Here is a 14,269-nt window from a genome sequence, read left to right as displayed (position 1 = left end):
GCGGCCGGTAATCCGGTAGCTATCGATGGGCCGCGGTTACCGCAGGCTGCGCCGCCAGGTCTGGCCGACGAGGTCGGCGCCGAAACTGTGGTGCGGCCGGGAATCGACGAGCTCGAATCCGGCGCGCTGGTAGATCCGCCGTGCCGCGGTGAGTACATCGTTGGTCCACAGCACCATGTCCCGATATCCGGCCTCGGTCGCGAATCGCAGGCATTGCTCGACCAGTGCGGTGCCGACGCCGAGCCCGCGCGCCGACGGTTCCACGAGCAGCAGCCGCAGCCGGGCGGTGGTGTCGTCCTCGCGCACGCAGAACACCGCACCGGCCGCGGCGCCGCCGGTCTCGGCGATCCACGCCCGCTCGGTGTCCGGGTCGTGGCCTGCCAGGAAGTCGGCCACGATCGTGGCGACCAGCGCCTCGTAGTCGGTGTTCCAGCCGTATTCGGCGGCGTAGAGCACCGCATTGCGCTGGATGATCCAGCCGTAGTCGCCCGGGCGCGGAGATCGGAGGCGGACCTCGTGCGCGTTGCCCGCCGCGGATGTGTCTGGGCGTCCCGCCGCCGGGATGCTCGGGCGGCCCGCCGCCGGGATGCTCGGGCGGCCCGCCGCCGGGATGCTCGGGCGGCCCGCCGCCGGGGCCGGGTCGAGCAGCTCTTCGATCGTGCGCATCGCGGTGCGCAGCCGATGCCGGTCCGCCGCACTGTGCCCGGCCAGCAGTGCGGCGATGTCGTGTGCGGAGCGGCGGTCGAGGTCGTCGGCCGCGACCCGCCCCGCCTCGGTGAGCTGGACGAGTTGCCGGCGGGCGTCGGAGTCGGATCGCTGCCGGCGCACCAGCCCGGCGCTCTCGAAGCGGGCGAGGATCCGGCTCAGATAGCCGGGGTCCAGGCCCAGTTCGGTGCGCAGCGTGCGGGCGCCCAGCGGTCCGGAGTGTGCGAGTTCGAACAGAATTCGTGCCTCGGTGAGCGAGAAGTCGCTGTCGAGCAGGTGTTCCTCGAGGACGCCGATCAACCGGGTGTAGCGGCGGTTGAACGCGCGCACGGCGCCGACATCGTCGTGGTCGAGTGCGGGGGTCGTCACGGCCCTCCCTTCGCAGTTCTTTGACTGAGTCAAAGATATCGCGGGCGATCTCTCCGCGCGATGGAACGAAGTTTCCCGGGTATGGTCCCCGCGCTCACCCGATTCGCCGCGGTGATAACTTGAACGGCGTTCAAGACCGTCTCGTGAAGGGATCCGCGTGGCCCTGACAGCCGACCAGATCACCGCCCTCGACGCCGCCCACGTCTGGCATCCCTACGGTGGCTTTCCCGCGAGCACCGAACCGCTGGTGGTCGCCTCCGCCGCGGGCACCCGCCTGACCCTCGCCGACGGCCGCGAACTGGTCGACGGGATGAGTTCGTGGTGGGCGGCGGTCCACGGCTACCGGCACCCCGTGCTGGACGCCGCGCTGATCGAGCAGTCGCAGCGGATGAGTCACGTCATGTTCGGCGGGCTCACCCACGAACCGGCGGTGCGGCTGTCCCAGCTGCTCGTGGAGCTGACTCCCGACGGTCTGGACAAGGTGTTCCTCTGCGATTCCGGTTCGGTGTCGGTCGAGGTCGCCGCCAAGATGTGCCTGCAGTACTGGCGGGCGCTCGGACAGCCGGAGAAACGGCGGCTGTTCACCTGGCGCGGTGGGTATCACGGCGACACCTTCACGCCGATGAGCGTGTGCGATCCCGAGGGCGGCATGCACTCGCTCTGGACCGATGTGCTGGCCGAGCAGATCTTCGCGCCCGTACCGCCGGCCGGCTTCGATCCCGCCTATGTCGCGGAGCTGGACCGGCTGCTGGGCGCGCACGCGCACGAGACCGCAGCGGTGATCGTCGAGCCGATCGTGCAGGGCGCGGGCGGGATGCGCTTCCACCATCCGCGCTATCTGAACGAGTTGCGCCGGCTGTGCGACGAGCACGGCGTGCTGCTGGTCTTCGACGAGATCGCCACCGGATTCGGCCGTACCGGAACGCTTTTCGCCGCCGAGGCCGCCGGAGTGGCGCCCGATGTGATGTGCGTGGGCAAGGCCATCACCGGCGGATATATGACCCTGGCCGCCGCCCTGTGCACCACCCGCATCGCCGAAACCGTCAGCGCGGCCCACGGCGGCCTCATGCACGGGCCCACCTTCATGGGTAATCCGCTGGCCTGTGCGGTCGCGGTCGCCTCGGTGGAACTGCTGCTCTCGCGCGACTGGGCGGGCGAGGTCGCCGCGATCGAGTCCGGGCTGAGGTCGGGACTCGCTGCGGCGCAGGACAATCCGCGCGTAGTGGATGTGCGTGTGCTCGGTGCGATCGGGGTGGTGGAACTCGACCACTCGATCGATATGGTCGCCGCGACCCGCGCCGCCGTCGAGGCCGGTGTCTGGCTGCGGCCGTTCCGCAATCTCGTCTACACCATGCCGCCGTTCATCAGCAGCGCCGACGATATCGCGCGCATCGCCGCCGGCGTCGTCGCCACCGCCGCGGCCGGCTGAGCCGAATTCCCTTTCGGTGCGCGCTGTGTCGTATATCGGAAATTTATTTTCGTGTGATATGGTGGCAGTGAGCACGAAATTTCCCGTCTATCATCGGCATTCGCGCGGTGATTTCCACCGGCTCCTTCGGACGGTGAAAGGGAATTCGATGATCGGCACCGAACCCAGTCGCACGGCGATGATGGCGGCCGCGGCCCGTGCGGCCCACCTGCTGATCGACAGCGAGCCCTATCTGTTCCGCGACACCATGGCCTCCGCCCTGCTCGGCCCGCATGCGGAGGAGCTCATCGGCTACCACCTGCACCACGGCGACCATCCGCTGCTCGCCGCGGTCCGGGCGCAGGCGACCGTGCGCAGTCACTGGGTCGAACAGCGACTCGCCGAATCCGCCGCGGCGCAATATGTAATCCTCGGGGCGGGACTCGACAGTTTCGGATATCGCGGTGCGGCCGAAGGCGTCCGGGTATTCGAGGTCGACCATCCCGGCACTCAGCGGTGGAAAAAGGAAATCCTCGCCATCAACGATATCCAGCCGGTCGGCGAGGTGATTTTCGTGCCCGTCGATTTCGAACGCGACGATCTATCGCGGCACTTGGCCGACGCCGGATTCGACCGGGACCGTCCCGCACTGATCGGCTGGCTCGGCGTCAGTATGTACCTCACCGCCGAGGCGATCGGCACGACACTGGCCGCTCTGTCCGGTCTGGCCCCGGGTTCGGAACTGGTGATGGAGTACATGCTCGATCCGGCGCTGCGCGACGGCAACGGACACGCCTACGCCGAATCCGTGCAGCCCGTCACCAGCGCGCAGGGCGAACCGTGGCTGAGTACCTTCACCCCGGAAACCCTCGACGACCTCCTGTGCCGGTACGGATTCGCCACGGTCGGGCACATCAGCCACCGCGCGGCCGTGCCGGCGGACTGGTGGCAGCGGGCCGATGCGCTGCAACCGGTGGATCTGTGCCGATTGGCCCATGCGCGCGTCGGCGGGTGACCCCCGGCGCCGCCTGCGTCGGTGAGCGCGGTGTGTTTGGCTGGACGCCGACGCCTAGGAGCCGAGGAGCAGGGAATGCGGGCACTGCGAGTGATCGTCGTCGGCGGGGGGATCGGCGGAATGGCCGCCGCGATCGCGCTGCATCGGGGCGGACACGACGTCGAGGTCTGGGAGCGGGCCGCCGATATCGGCGAGGTGGGGTCGGGATTGACCTTGTGGCCCAACGGGTTACGTGCCCTGGACGCGATCGGGATGGGTGGGGAGGTGCGTTCGCGCGCGATGGCCGATACCGAGGGCGGAATCCGTGACCGCTCCGGCCGCTGGCTGACCCGCACCGACACCGGGAAATTGGCCGACCGGTACGGCCCGGTGGTGGCCGTCCATCGCGCGGACCTGTTCGACATCCTGCGCACCGCGCTCGGCGACGACCGGCTGCGCCTGGGACGCGCCGTCACCTGGGTCGACATCGAAAACCGTTGGAGCGCAGGGGACGCGGTGCGGGTTCTGCACAGCGGGGGAGCCGAGGCGGCGGATCTCGTGATCGGCGCCGACGGCTTGCGCAGTGTGGTGCGGACCGTGGTCTGCCCACGAGCGCGGCCGCCCCGCTACGCCGGATACACCGCGTGGCGGATGGTCACCGCGCCGCGCCCCGAACTCCGCGCGGGGGGCCAGATATGGGGCAGTGGTGAGATTTTCGGCATCGTCCCGCTGGCCGACCATCGGGTGTACATGTTCGGCGCGGTGAACGCCGCCGAAGGTGAGCGCGGGCTCGACGGCGAATTCGCGGAGGTACAGCGACGTTTCGGCGCGTGGCCCGATCCGGTTCCGCGGCTGCTGGCGGCGGTATCGCCGGAATCGGTGATGCGCCACGACATCTACGATCTGCCCGATCTGCCGACGTTCGTCCGCGGTCCCGTCGCGCTGCTCGGCGACGCCGCGCACGCGATGACGCCGAATATGGGACAGGGCGCCAACCTCGCCCTCGAGGATGCGGCCACCCTGGCCGCGCTGCTCGACGACCGCGGGGTCGACGACGCGCTGCGCACCTACAACGCGCTGCGTCGCCCGCGCACCCGCGCGCTCGCACATCGCTCGCGGCGGATCGGAAGGGTCGCGCAGATGTCGTGGCCGCCCGCCGTCCGGGCTCGCGACACCGCGCTGCGGCTGCTGCCCGGCCGGGCCATGCTGCGCGCCTTCGATCGTGCCCTCGACTGGACCCCGCCGCGCTGACCTGTGCGGGTCCGGTGGACGGCCCCCGCCGCAACCGTCCTGAACGGCGTTCAAGTATGCTTCCGAGCTGTGAACGAGGATCCGTTGAGCTGGTTGGACGAGCGTGCGGGTGACCGGGTGCGCGCCGGATTGCGGCGGCAGCTGCGGGCGCGACCGGCGCACAGCGATCTCATCGACCTCGCCTCCAACGACTACCTGGGTCTGTCGCGCCACCCCGAGGTGATCGCGGGCGCGGTCGAGGCGGTCCGGACCTGGGGTGCCGGCGCGACCGGATCCCGGCTGGTCACCGGCACCACCGTCGCGCACGAGGAATTCGAGGCCGACCTGGCCGACTTCGTGGGGGCGCAGGCGGGCCTGGTCTTCGCCTCCGGCTACGCCGCCAACCTCGGTGTCGTCACCGCACTGGCCGGGCGGGGCGCGCTGGTGGTCTCCGATGCCGGTAGCCACGCCTCGCTGGTCGATGCCTGCCGGCTCTCGCGGGCGCGGGTGGAGATCGCGCCGCATCGTGATGTCGAGGCGGTCGACCGGCTGCTGTCCCAGCGCACGGAGGACCGCGCGCTGGTGCTCACCGATTCGGTGTTCAGCGCCGACGGCGACCTCGCGCCGCTGGCCGACTTGCACCGGGTGGTCCGCGCGAACGGCGCGGTGCTGATCGTCGACGAGGCGCACGGCATCGGCGTCCGCGGCGACGGCGGCCGCGGTCTGGTGCAGGAGCTCGGCCTGCCCGGGCAACCGGATCTGATCGTGACCGCCACCCTGTCGAAAGCCCTTGCCGCGCAGGGCGGAATCGTGCTGTGCGACGAGCGGGTACGGGCCCACCTCATCGATACCGCGCGCACCTTCATCTTCGACACCGGATTGGCGCCCGCCGCGGTGGGCGCCGCACATGCCGCGTTGCGATTGCTGCGCAAGGAACCGGAGCTGGGCGGGCGAGTGCTCGCCCGGTCCGCCGACATCGCGCGCATCGCCGATGTGCCGCAACCGGATTCGGCGGTCGTCTCGGTGGTGCTGGGGCAGGCGCAGGTCGCCTACGACGCCGCGCAGCAGTGCCGTGCGCGCGGCCTGAGCGTGGGCTGTTTCCGGCCGCCGTCGGTGCCGGAAGGCACCTCGCGGCTGCGATTGACCGCGCGTGCCGATCTCACCGACGCCGAGATGGCGACCATCGCCACGGTGCTGGACGAGGTGCTGACCGCGGCGCGGGATCCGCAGGCCGCCTGAGTGATGCGAGAAATGGAGGAGTGAGGCGGTATGAGCAGGTTGATCGTCACGGGAACCTCGACCGATGTCGGGAAGACCGTCGTCACCGCCGCGCTGGCCGCGGCGGCGCGGTCGGCCGGGCGCACGGTCGCGGTATGCAAACCCGCACAGACCGGCGTGGCTCCGGGCGAACCCGGCGACCTCGCGGTGATCGAGCGGCTCTCGGGCGTCACCCGCACGCTCGAACTGGCCCGCTATCCCGAACCGCTGGCCCCCGACACCGCCGCCCGCCGCTGCGGGCAACCGCTGCTGACCCTCGGTGAAACGGTGGCCGGGATCGACTCGCTGGCCGATGCCGGCCTCACGCTGATCGAGGGCGCGGGCGGACTGCTGGTTCGCGTCGGGGAGTTCACGCTGCTCGACCTGGCACAGAAACTGGACGCCCCGGTGCTGGTGGTGGCGGCCGCGGGCCTGGGCACCCTCAACCACAGCGAACTCACCACCCGAGCCCTCGCCGCAGCCGGTGTGCGCTGTGCGGGCCTGGTCATCGGATCCTGGCCCAGCGCACCGGATCTCGCCTCCGAATGCAACCGCACCGACCTGCCCGAGGTCACCGGTGTCGAGGTTGTCGGGGTGATTCCCGAGGGCGCCGGACAGTGGCTGCCCGAGCGATTCGCCGACACCGCCTCCGGATGGTTCCACGCGGACTGGCTGCGGCGCTACCTCGGCTGATCCGCCCGTCGCGGCGACGCCCCGATTCGTGTCGGTGGGGCCTGGCAGGATGCCGGGCATGAGCGCAACCGGGGAGGATGCCCGCGACTACGCCCTGTCGCTGCCGGAGACGTCGGAGCAGTTCGCCTGGGGGATGCCGATTTTCCGGGTCGCGGGCAAGCTGTTCCTGACGCTGCCCGAGGCCGAGACCTCGATGGCCGTGCGCTGCCCGATCGTCGACCGCGACGAACTGGTCGTGGCCGAGCCGGAGAAATTCTGGATCGCCGCGCACGAGGCCGGTAACGCGTGGGTGCGCGCCCGGCTGGCCGCCCTGGACGACCGGGCCGAACTGGAGGCGATCATCCTGGATTCGTGGCGCCAGGCCGCACCCCGCCACCTGCTCGACGACCAGCGGTAATCGAGCCGGGCGCGAACGCCCTTACAGTGGGTGGGGATGTCCATGCGAGATCGGCACCCTTCCACGGTCGCGGATTACGACGATGCGCGACGGCGGGCCCGGCTGGCCGAAACCCGTGTAGGGCACCGCTGGCGGACGCTGGGGCGGACACGGCGCGTGCTGCTGCGGGCGGCGCTGGTCCCGATCGTCGTACTGGTCGTGTTCGCGCAGTACTGGCATTACGACGTTTCCCCCGAGCAAGCACGGCTGGCGCGCACCGATCCCGCGGTGCTGCCCATCTCCGGCCCGGCCGCGGCGAGCGACCGCGATACCGCGGTGTTCGACCTCGTCGGCCTGGGATCGCTCGATGCCTCCGATACCGCGCGGGCCCTGCCCTCGCTGCGGCAACTGGGTTCGGTGTGGGCGGTGCGATACGACAACACCGGTATCGACACCAAGGTCATCAGCGATCTGATCATCCGCGTCACCGAGGCCGCCCGTATTCACAAGGTGGTGCTGGTCGGCCACAGCATGGGCGGGGTGATCGCGCTCGAGATCGCCAAACACATCCACACCCACAGCACGCGCACCCTGTCGGGGGTGATCCTGGACTGCACGCCGGTCAACCTGGCCGCGGTGCGGCCGGAAAGCCGCGACCAGGGCGAGGAGCTGTTGCGCTGGTTCGGCTGGTTCCCGGGCACGCGGGAGAGCCGCGGGCTGCGACTGCTGGCGGAAACCTATTCCCGGCGTGACCAATTCGTCGACTACGGCTCCAGTCCGCCCGGTATCCGGATGGCGTCGCTGCGCCGCACCGTCACCGATGTGCTGCGGCAGAAGATCTTCAACACCGACGCCGCCAGCAACGGCCTCATCGAAGATCAGTTCAAGGCCATCGTTGCCAGCGGCGCGCTCGACGACCTGCACGCGCTCGCGAAACCGGCGGCCGGCAAACCCCGCCCGGCCATCGTGTTCATCCGCCCGCACGATCCCTACCGCGATACCGTCGTCGACGACGAATACACCCATCGCGCACTGATCGACACCGTCGGCGGCGTCGACGGCACGCTTCTCGTGGTGCTGACCCGCAGCACCGGCCACGCCGATCCGCGGCAGCATCCCCGCGAATACAACACGGTGATCGCGCAGCAGATCGTGCCGTTCATCGGGCTGGTGCACTCCGAGCAGACCATGGGCATGCCCTGAGCCGGCCGTGGTTCAGTGCACGGCGTCGTCGAAGGCCGGGCGAATCGCCGAGGGCGGCAGCATGTTCCACCGCTCGAGCTGCGCTCGCACCTGCTCGGCGGCATCGATATTGAGCGGGCTCGACGTCCAGAGCACATAGGGCAGGTTGAGGAACCGCTGCTCGGTCACCGCGCGCAGCCGGTTGATCCCGGGTTTGGATCGCAGCGCATCCACCTTCTGGGCGAAGGTCTGCCCCGGATAGTCGACGAAGACGATGGCGTCCGGGTCGGCGGCGGCCAGGCGTTCCCACGACACCGTCGTCCACGTATCGGCCACATCGTCGAGTGTGTTGCGGGCTCCCGCGGCCTCGAGCACGGCGTGGGGGCCACCGAATCTGCCGCTGGAGAAGATCGTGTCGCTCGCGGAGTCGAAGACGAAGACGGTCGGCGGGGACGCGGCCCGCGGTGCCGCGCGCAACCGCTCGAGGCGGGTATCGATATCGGCGACGAGTGCGGCGGCCCGATCGGAATGACCGGTGATCGCACCCAGATTCGACAGATCCGCGCGCAGCGCCGCCCACGGCTCGACGGTGCCGCGCTGTCGCCGACCGGCGTGCGGGCGGCAGCTCTCGGTGAGGACGTAGGGAGCGATACCGTTGGCGCGCAGCGTATCCGGGGTGAGATCGGTGGCCTCGCTGTAGCCGTAGTTCCAGCCGGCCACCATCACATCGGGACGCTGGGCGAGCACCGTTTCCCGGGACGGCGAACTCGGCGCGACATTGTTCAACCGATCCACCACGTCACCGTAGTGGCGGCGCAGGGTTGCGGCGTCCTGTTGCAGACCGGCCACCGCGACCACCGATTCCTGGGCGCCCACGGCCAGCGTCATCGCGACCATATTGGTGTCGTTGACGAACATGCGCTGCGCCGGAGCCGGAAAGCGCGCCTGTGCACCACAATTGACGAGGGTCAGATTGCCGTCGGAGGACTGTGCGGGGCCGCACGCCACCAAGGACGCGAGGGTCGACCCGGCGGCGAGCCATCGCAGAAGATGCATATCGTCTACCTCCAGCGGTTGTCAGGACTCCAGCTGCCGGGTTCGAGGCGGGCACCGGCAAGGTGCTCGAACGGTGGTCGGCCGGCCGAGGCGACGCCGTCGCCGGCCCGCCGTGAGCCGGGTGGCGCCGGAATCGCGAGGGTCGCTGTCGGCGGGTGATCGGGCCGGCGTCGGGCGTGAACGCGGTCGGCTCGAGAGCGCCGCGAGGGTACCGGTGCCTCATCCGGCCGCCTCCGTATTCGGTTCCAGCAGCAGATGTGTCGCGCCTGTCGCCGGATGCCGGACGCGCGCCGCTCGCACACCGAAGACGGTGGCGAGGACCTCGGGACTCAATGCCTCCCGTGGCGGACGCAGAGCCGATGCGGCTCCGTCGTGCACGACCAGCACCCGGTCGCAGTAGCGGTCGGCCAAGCTCAGATCGTGCAGGGCGACGACGACGGTGCGGCCCAGCCCCCGGACCAGTTCCAGCAGCGCGAGCCGGTGGGTGATGTCCAGATGATTGGTGGGCTCGTCGAGCAACAGCAGCGGACTCGCCTGCGCCAGTGCCCGGGCCAGCAGCACCCGCTGCCGCTCACCACCGGACATCCGCCGCACCGGGCGATCGGCGAACCCGCGGAGATCGACCGCCGTCAAGGCGTCCTCGACCGCACGACGTTCGGCCGGACTACCGGCGCCCCACGGCGGCAGATACGGTGTGCGGCCCAGCGCGACCACCTCACCGGCACACAGATCGGCGGGCGGCTGCTCGTCCTGCCCGACCAGGGCGACCAGGCGAGCGCGCCGGCGAGGGGATATCGCGTGCAGGGTGTCGCCGTCGACCAGGACTCGCCCGGCTCGCGGGCGCAGCAATCCGGCCAGCGTGCGCAGCAGCGTCGACTTCCCGGCGCCGTTGGGCCCGACGATGCCGACGATCTCTCCGGGCCGGACCTCGACATCGACGTCTGCCAGAACCACTCTGCTGCGGGGCCCGCATGCGAGACGTTCCATCCGCAGTGCGGCGCCGGTTTCCGACGCGGCCGAGGCGGCGAGCGGCCGGTTCACGCCGCACCGAACCGGTAGTGCCGCCGCCCCATCAGCAGCAGAAACACCGGCGCGCCGATCAGCCCGGTGAGCACACCGACCGGAATTTCGGTGGGCCGCACCAGGATTCGTGCCGCCGCGTCGGCCACGACCAGGAACAGCGCACCGCACAGCGCCGCGACCGGCAGCAGACGCCGATGCGTGGCGCCCACCAGCATCCGCGCCGCATGCGGTACCACCAAACCCACGAAACCGATCCCGCCGGACACCGCCACCAGGACGCCGACCAGAATCGCCAGCCCGGCGAACAGCCCGTATCGCACGGCGCGCACCGGCACTCCCACCGATGCGGCGGTGTCGGCGCCCACGCTCAACGCGTCGAGCCACCCGTGCACGGCCAGCAGCGCCGCGCCCGCGACCGCGACGACGGTGGCGGGCAGCGCGATTCGTGTCCAATCCGCTCCCGCCAGGCTGCCGAGCAGCCAGAACAGCACCGACTGCGCGGCCTTCGGATCGGCGCTGCGGAAGACGAGATAGCTGCTCAGCGCCGAAAACGCCGATCCCAGTACCGTTCCGGTCAGGACGAGACGCAGCGGCGTCAAGCCGCCCTGCGCCATCGCGATCGCGAAAACCGTTGCCGCTGCGATCACGGCGCCGAGGAGCGCGCCGCCCGACAACGCCCAGATTCCCGCCCCCGCGAACAGTCCCGACGTGATCACGGCCGCCGCGCCCACGCCCGCGCCCGAGGACACGCCCAGCAGATACGGGTCGGCCAGGGGATTGCGCACCAGTGTCTGCATGGCGGCCCCGGCGAGCGCCAGTCCCGCACCGACCACCGCGGCCGATAGCGTGCGCGGCACCCGCAACTGCCACACGATGGTGTCGAAGGCGGAATCGGCCGCACCGGAACCGCCCAGATGTGCGCCCAGCACCTCGACCACCGCTGCAATCGGAAGCGGTTCGGCACCGCACGCGGTCGCCACGACCATCGCGACGAGCAGCGACGCCAGCGTCACGGGGACGACGATCGTTGTCCGGACGCGGTTCATCGCCGGAACTCCACAGGCATCACGCGACCTTTTCAGAGCAGTGCCCGGCGACCGAGGTCTGACTCCCGCATCGGTCCGCAGGTCAGCGGCCGCCGCGGTCACAGTGGCGCGACCGTCCCGGATTCCCACCGGATTCCCGCGCCGCCGGGGATGACGGTCCCGAATACTACCGTCCGAAATGTCCGGCTAGCGCACCCGGCTCCCGAGCAGGTGCAGCACACCGCCCACGAACAGCTGCAAGCCGAAGTCGAACCGCTCGGTGGCCGAGGTGTTCTCGTAGAGCGGGGAATCCTCCTCCGCCAGTGCGCCCGCGGAATCCATCTGCATCCGCGACTGCTCGTCCACCGTCTCGCCGAGTACGTAGTACAGCAGGGTGTAGGCGGCCAGATCGGCCTCCTCGCGCGTCATGCCGCCGCGAATCATCGCACTGGCCAAGCGTTCCCGGCCCTTGCTGGTGGTCAGCCGGGAGGCGTAGGTGGCCGACACCACCTCCGCGCCGTCGCGATACGCCAGCAGACACGACCGCAGCCGGTGCGCCAGTTCGCTGATCTGGCCGGGCCAGTCCTCGGCGGCGACGGGCTCGTCCATCGGGGTGAGGATGCGGTCGGCGACCGCGCCGAGCAGCGCCTGCTTGTTCGGGAAATGCCAGTACAGCGCCCCCGGCTGCACGTGCAGAGCGGTGGCGAGGCGGCGCATGGTCAGATCGGCGAGGCCGTACTGATCGAGGATGGCGATGGCGCCGTCGATCACATCCGTCCGATGTAGCTGCACTTCTACCCCTCGCGTGTTTTGACTCACTGACCCCGCTACCCTAGCCTGAACACCGTTCAAGTTGCACGGCATGGACGCGCAGGCCCGGAGGCGGCAGCCTGCGTAACCACGGAGGGACCGGTCCATGCCGCGATAAGCACGGCCGCACCGGCCGGACGGAAGGGATTCGTGCTGTGACGCAGGCACCCGTGAAGACCGACATTCTGGCCACCGCGCGCGAGCAGGTTCTCGAGCGCGGCGTCGGACTGACCCAGGAGCAGACCCTCGAGGTGCTGCGCCTGGGCGACGACCAGCTCGAGGCGCTGCTGGAGCTCGCGCACGAGGTGCGGATGAAGTGGTGCGGCCCGGAGGTCGAGGTCGAGGGCATCATCTCGCTCAAGACCGGCGGCTGCCCCGAGGACTGCCACTTCTGCTCGCAGTCGGGCCTGTTCCAGTCGCCGGTGCGCGCCGCCTGGCTCGACATCCCGAGCCTGGTCGAGGCCGCGAAGCAGACCGCCAAGACCGGCGCCACCGAATTCTGCATCGTCGCCGCCGTGCGCGGTCCGGACGAGCGGCTGATGGCGCAGGTCGCCGCCGGCGTCGAGGCCATTCGCAACGAGGTCGACATCCAGGTCGCCTGCTCGCTGGGCATGCTCAACCAGGAACAGGTCGATCAGCTCGCCGCCATGGGTGTGCACCGCTACAACCACAACCTCGAGACCTCGCGGTCGCACTTCCCGAACGTGGTCACCACCCACACCTGGGAGGAGCGCTGGGACACCCTGCGCATGGTGCGCGAGGCCGGTATGGAGGTGTGCTGCGGCGGCATCCTCGGCATGGGCGAAACCCTGGAGCAGCGGGCCGAATTCGCCGCCAACCTGGCCGAATTGGAGCCCGACGAGGTTCCGCTGAACTTCCTCAACCCGCGCCCGGGCACCCCGTTCGGTGACCTCGAGGTGCTGCCCGCGGCCGATGCGCTGCGCGCCGTCGCCGCGTTCCGGCTCGCGCTGCCGCGTACCATCCTGCGCTTCGCCGGCGGCCGCGAGATCACCCTCGGCGACCTCGGCGCCAAGCAGGGCATCCTCGGTGGCATCAACGCCGTCATCGTCGGCAACTACCTGACCACGCTCGGCCGTCCCGCCGAAGCGGACCTGGACCTGCTCACCGATCTGAAGATGCCGATCAAGGCGCTCAACGAAACCCTCTGAGCGCCCGCGGCCGCGGCGGTTCGGGTATTGTCGAGCAGCTGGAGAGCTGCACTTCATAAGGGGTTTCGCGAATGGTGGTCCAGATGCCACAGCCTGATATGCAAGAGCGCTACAACCCGTACACCGGGAAGCGGATCGTCGTGGGTCTCGACGATCCGGTGCCGGCGGCCGCGGCCCTGGGGCTGGAACCGCCGCGCTACTGCGAGCACTGCGGCCGCCGGATGATCGTGCAGGTGAGTCCGGACGGCTGGTGGGCGAAGTGCTCCCGGCACGGGGTGATCGATTCCCACAGCCTGGACCATCGCTGATGACCTCCCGCGGCGCCGCCGCAGCCTCTCCCGCACCGCGCGAGTTGCGCGCGGCGCTGGGAATCGTCGCGGCGGTGCTGGTGGTCAGCATCATCGGCGGCGGAGTGTGGGCCATGCTCGCACCGACCGAGAAGGTCTTCGTCGTCGAACCGGGTAGCGGTATGGCGCTCACCGGTGAAAGCGCGCACCGCTTCGACGCGGTCGCGATCTTCGCCTGCGTCGGCTTCGTGGTCGGCCTGCTCAGCGCCGCCGCGGTGTGGCGCTGGCGTGTGATGCGCGGGCCGATCATGTTGCTGAGTCTGCTGATCGGTTCGCTGGCCGGGGCGTGGGTGATGTCGTGGTTCGGCGAACAGGTCGCGCGCTGGATCCACCCCCGCTCACACAACCCGCCCGTGCACACCGTCGTGGAACTCGCGCCCACCGTCGAAGGCTGGACCGCTCTCCTGCTGCAACCGCTGATCGCCGGACTGGTCATTCTCCTGCTGTCGGCGCTGAGCACCTCCGAGGACCTCGGGAGCGGCCGCGGTGACACGGCGGAACCCACGCCGCGCACCCCCCTCTCCGAGGTGACCTACGGGCCCTACCATCGGCCCGGGCCCTATCAGAACGCCGATTTCCAGCGCTGAATCGCGCCGACGCCGGTTGCGCCACCGGATGACTTTGT

Annotated in this window: 15 protein-coding genes; 10 read left to right on the top strand and 5 right to left on the bottom strand. The window is 70.1% G+C overall.

Annotated elements, in window-relative coordinates; all coding sequences use genetic code 11:
• Nucleotides 1-36 precede the first annotated feature (36 nt).
• Nucleotides 37-1,074 carry a bifunctional helix-turn-helix transcriptional regulator/GNAT family N-acetyltransferase gene (locus NA3_RS25675; protein WP_062966204.1) on the bottom strand — a complete coding sequence of 346 codons (1,038 nt, stop codon included), beginning with the start codon at nucleotides 1,072-1,074 and terminating at the stop codon, nucleotides 37-39.
• Nucleotides 1,075-1,231: 157 nt separating this feature from the next.
• Here NA3_RS25675 and NA3_RS25670 point away from each other — a divergent pair, with 157 nt between their 5' ends.
• From NA3_RS25670 to NA3_RS25640, 7 genes are all read left to right on the top strand, one after another.
• Nucleotides 1,232-2,503, top strand: a complete 1,272-nt coding sequence (locus tag NA3_RS25670; RefSeq protein ID WP_062966203.1) for an adenosylmethionine--8-amino-7-oxononanoate transaminase — start codon at nucleotides 1,232-1,234, stop codon at nucleotides 2,501-2,503.
• 148 nt (nucleotides 2,504-2,651) lie between these two features.
• Entirely contained in the window at nucleotides 2,652-3,497 is an 846-nt protein-coding gene (locus NA3_RS25665) for a class I SAM-dependent methyltransferase (RefSeq protein WP_218021897.1), read from the top strand.
• 75 nt (nucleotides 3,498-3,572) lie between these two features.
• On the top strand, nucleotides 3,573-4,727 hold the full coding sequence (locus NA3_RS25660) for an FAD-dependent monooxygenase (protein ID WP_062966202.1): 1,155 nt from the start codon (nucleotides 3,573-3,575) through the stop codon (nucleotides 4,725-4,727).
• Between the two features lie 69 nt (nucleotides 4,728-4,796).
• A complete protein-coding gene (locus NA3_RS25655; protein ID WP_062966201.1) occupies nucleotides 4,797-5,945 on the top strand; it encodes an 8-amino-7-oxononanoate synthase in 1,149 nt (382 codons plus the stop codon).
• 30 nt (nucleotides 5,946-5,975) lie between these two features.
• Nucleotides 5,976-6,656: a dethiobiotin synthase gene (bioD, locus tag NA3_RS25650; RefSeq protein ID WP_062966200.1), complete on the top strand. Its 681-nt coding sequence runs from the start codon at nucleotides 5,976-5,978 to the stop codon at nucleotides 6,654-6,656.
• Nucleotides 6,657-6,714: 58 nt separating this feature from the next.
• On the top strand, nucleotides 6,715-7,053 hold the full coding sequence (locus NA3_RS25645) for an MmcQ/YjbR family DNA-binding protein (RefSeq protein WP_062966355.1): 339 nt from the start codon (nucleotides 6,715-6,717) through the stop codon (nucleotides 7,051-7,053).
• A gap of 36 nt (nucleotides 7,054-7,089) precedes the next feature.
• Entirely contained in the window at nucleotides 7,090-8,235 is a 1,146-nt protein-coding gene (locus tag NA3_RS25640) for an alpha/beta fold hydrolase (RefSeq protein ID WP_062966199.1), read from the top strand.
• A gap of 12 nt (nucleotides 8,236-8,247) precedes the next feature.
• Here the strand turns inward: NA3_RS25640 and NA3_RS25635 are convergent, their stop codons facing one another.
• From NA3_RS25635 to NA3_RS25620, 4 genes are all read right to left on the bottom strand, one after another.
• On the bottom strand, nucleotides 8,248-9,270 hold the full coding sequence (locus tag NA3_RS25635) for an ABC transporter substrate-binding protein (RefSeq protein WP_062966198.1): 1,023 nt from the start codon (nucleotides 9,268-9,270) through the stop codon (nucleotides 8,248-8,250).
• Nucleotides 9,271-9,489: 219 nt separating this feature from the next.
• Entirely contained in the window at nucleotides 9,490-10,311 is an 822-nt protein-coding gene (locus NA3_RS25630) for an ABC transporter ATP-binding protein (protein WP_308189533.1), read from the bottom strand.
• The gene (locus NA3_RS25625) at nucleotides 10,308-11,339 is read right to left on the bottom strand and encodes a FecCD family ABC transporter permease (protein ID WP_062966197.1); all 1,032 of its coding nucleotides are present in this window, start codon (nucleotides 11,337-11,339) and stop codon (nucleotides 10,308-10,310) included. The genes NA3_RS25630 and NA3_RS25625 overlap by 4 nt, the downstream gene beginning before the upstream one ends.
• A 186-nt stretch (nucleotides 11,340-11,525) precedes the next feature.
• The gene (locus NA3_RS25620; RefSeq protein WP_062966196.1) at nucleotides 11,526-12,110 is read right to left on the bottom strand and encodes a TetR family transcriptional regulator; all 585 of its coding nucleotides are present in this window, start codon (nucleotides 12,108-12,110) and stop codon (nucleotides 11,526-11,528) included.
• Nucleotides 12,111-12,283: 173 nt separating this feature from the next.
• Between NA3_RS25620 and bioB the strand changes: the two genes are divergently transcribed.
• The 3 genes from bioB (at nucleotide 12,284) to NA3_RS25605 (ending at nucleotide 14,231) form a co-directional block, all read left to right on the top strand.
• Complete coding sequence (gene bioB / locus NA3_RS25615; protein ID WP_030514661.1) at nucleotides 12,284-13,297, top strand: biotin synthase BioB; 1,014 nt, start codon at nucleotides 12,284-12,286, stop codon at nucleotides 13,295-13,297.
• Between the two features lie 83 nt (nucleotides 13,298-13,380).
• Complete coding sequence (bsaP, locus tag NA3_RS25610; protein WP_030514660.1) at nucleotides 13,381-13,605, top strand: biotin synthase auxiliary protein BsaP; 225 nt, start codon at nucleotides 13,381-13,383, stop codon at nucleotides 13,603-13,605.
• A complete protein-coding gene (locus NA3_RS25605) occupies nucleotides 13,605-14,231 on the top strand; it encodes a DUF2567 domain-containing protein (RefSeq protein ID WP_062966195.1) in 627 nt (208 codons plus the stop codon). The genes bsaP and NA3_RS25605 overlap by 1 nt, the downstream gene beginning before the upstream one ends.
• The last annotated feature ends 38 nt before the right edge of the window (nucleotides 14,232-14,269 follow it).

Source organism: Nocardia africana NBRC 100379, assembly GCF_001612635.1.
Lineage (GTDB): Bacteria > Actinomycetota > Actinomycetes > Mycobacteriales > Mycobacteriaceae > Nocardia > Nocardia africana.
This window is presented reverse-complemented; position numbering and strand designations above follow the sequence as displayed.

Excerpts from the sequence above, each read along its gene's own strand:
- NA3_RS25625 (WP_062966197.1), bottom strand. The coding sequence starts at position 11,339 with ATGAACCGCGTCCGGACAACGATCGTCGTCCCCGTGACGCTGGCGTCG.
- NA3_RS25665 (WP_218021897.1), top strand. The coding sequence starts at position 2,652 with ATGATCGGCACCGAACCCAGTCGCACGGCGATGATGGCGGCCGCGGCC.
- NA3_RS25605 (WP_062966195.1), top strand. The coding sequence starts at position 13,605 with ATGACCTCCCGCGGCGCCGCCGCAGCCTCTCCCGCACCGCGCGAGTTG.
- bsaP (WP_030514660.1), top strand. The coding sequence starts at position 13,381 with ATGCCACAGCCTGATATGCAAGAGCGCTACAACCCGTACACCGGGAAG.
- NA3_RS25640 (WP_062966199.1), top strand. The coding sequence starts at position 7,090 with ATGTCCATGCGAGATCGGCACCCTTCCACGGTCGCGGATTACGACGAT.
- bioD (WP_062966200.1), top strand. The coding sequence starts at position 5,976 with ATGAGCAGGTTGATCGTCACGGGAACCTCGACCGATGTCGGGAAGACC.
- NA3_RS25660 (WP_062966202.1), top strand. The coding sequence starts at position 3,573 with ATGCGGGCACTGCGAGTGATCGTCGTCGGCGGGGGGATCGGCGGAATG.
- NA3_RS25645 (WP_062966355.1), top strand. The coding sequence starts at position 6,715 with ATGAGCGCAACCGGGGAGGATGCCCGCGACTACGCCCTGTCGCTGCCG.
- NA3_RS25635 (WP_062966198.1), bottom strand. The coding sequence starts at position 9,270 with ATGCATCTTCTGCGATGGCTCGCCGCCGGGTCGACCCTCGCGTCCTTG.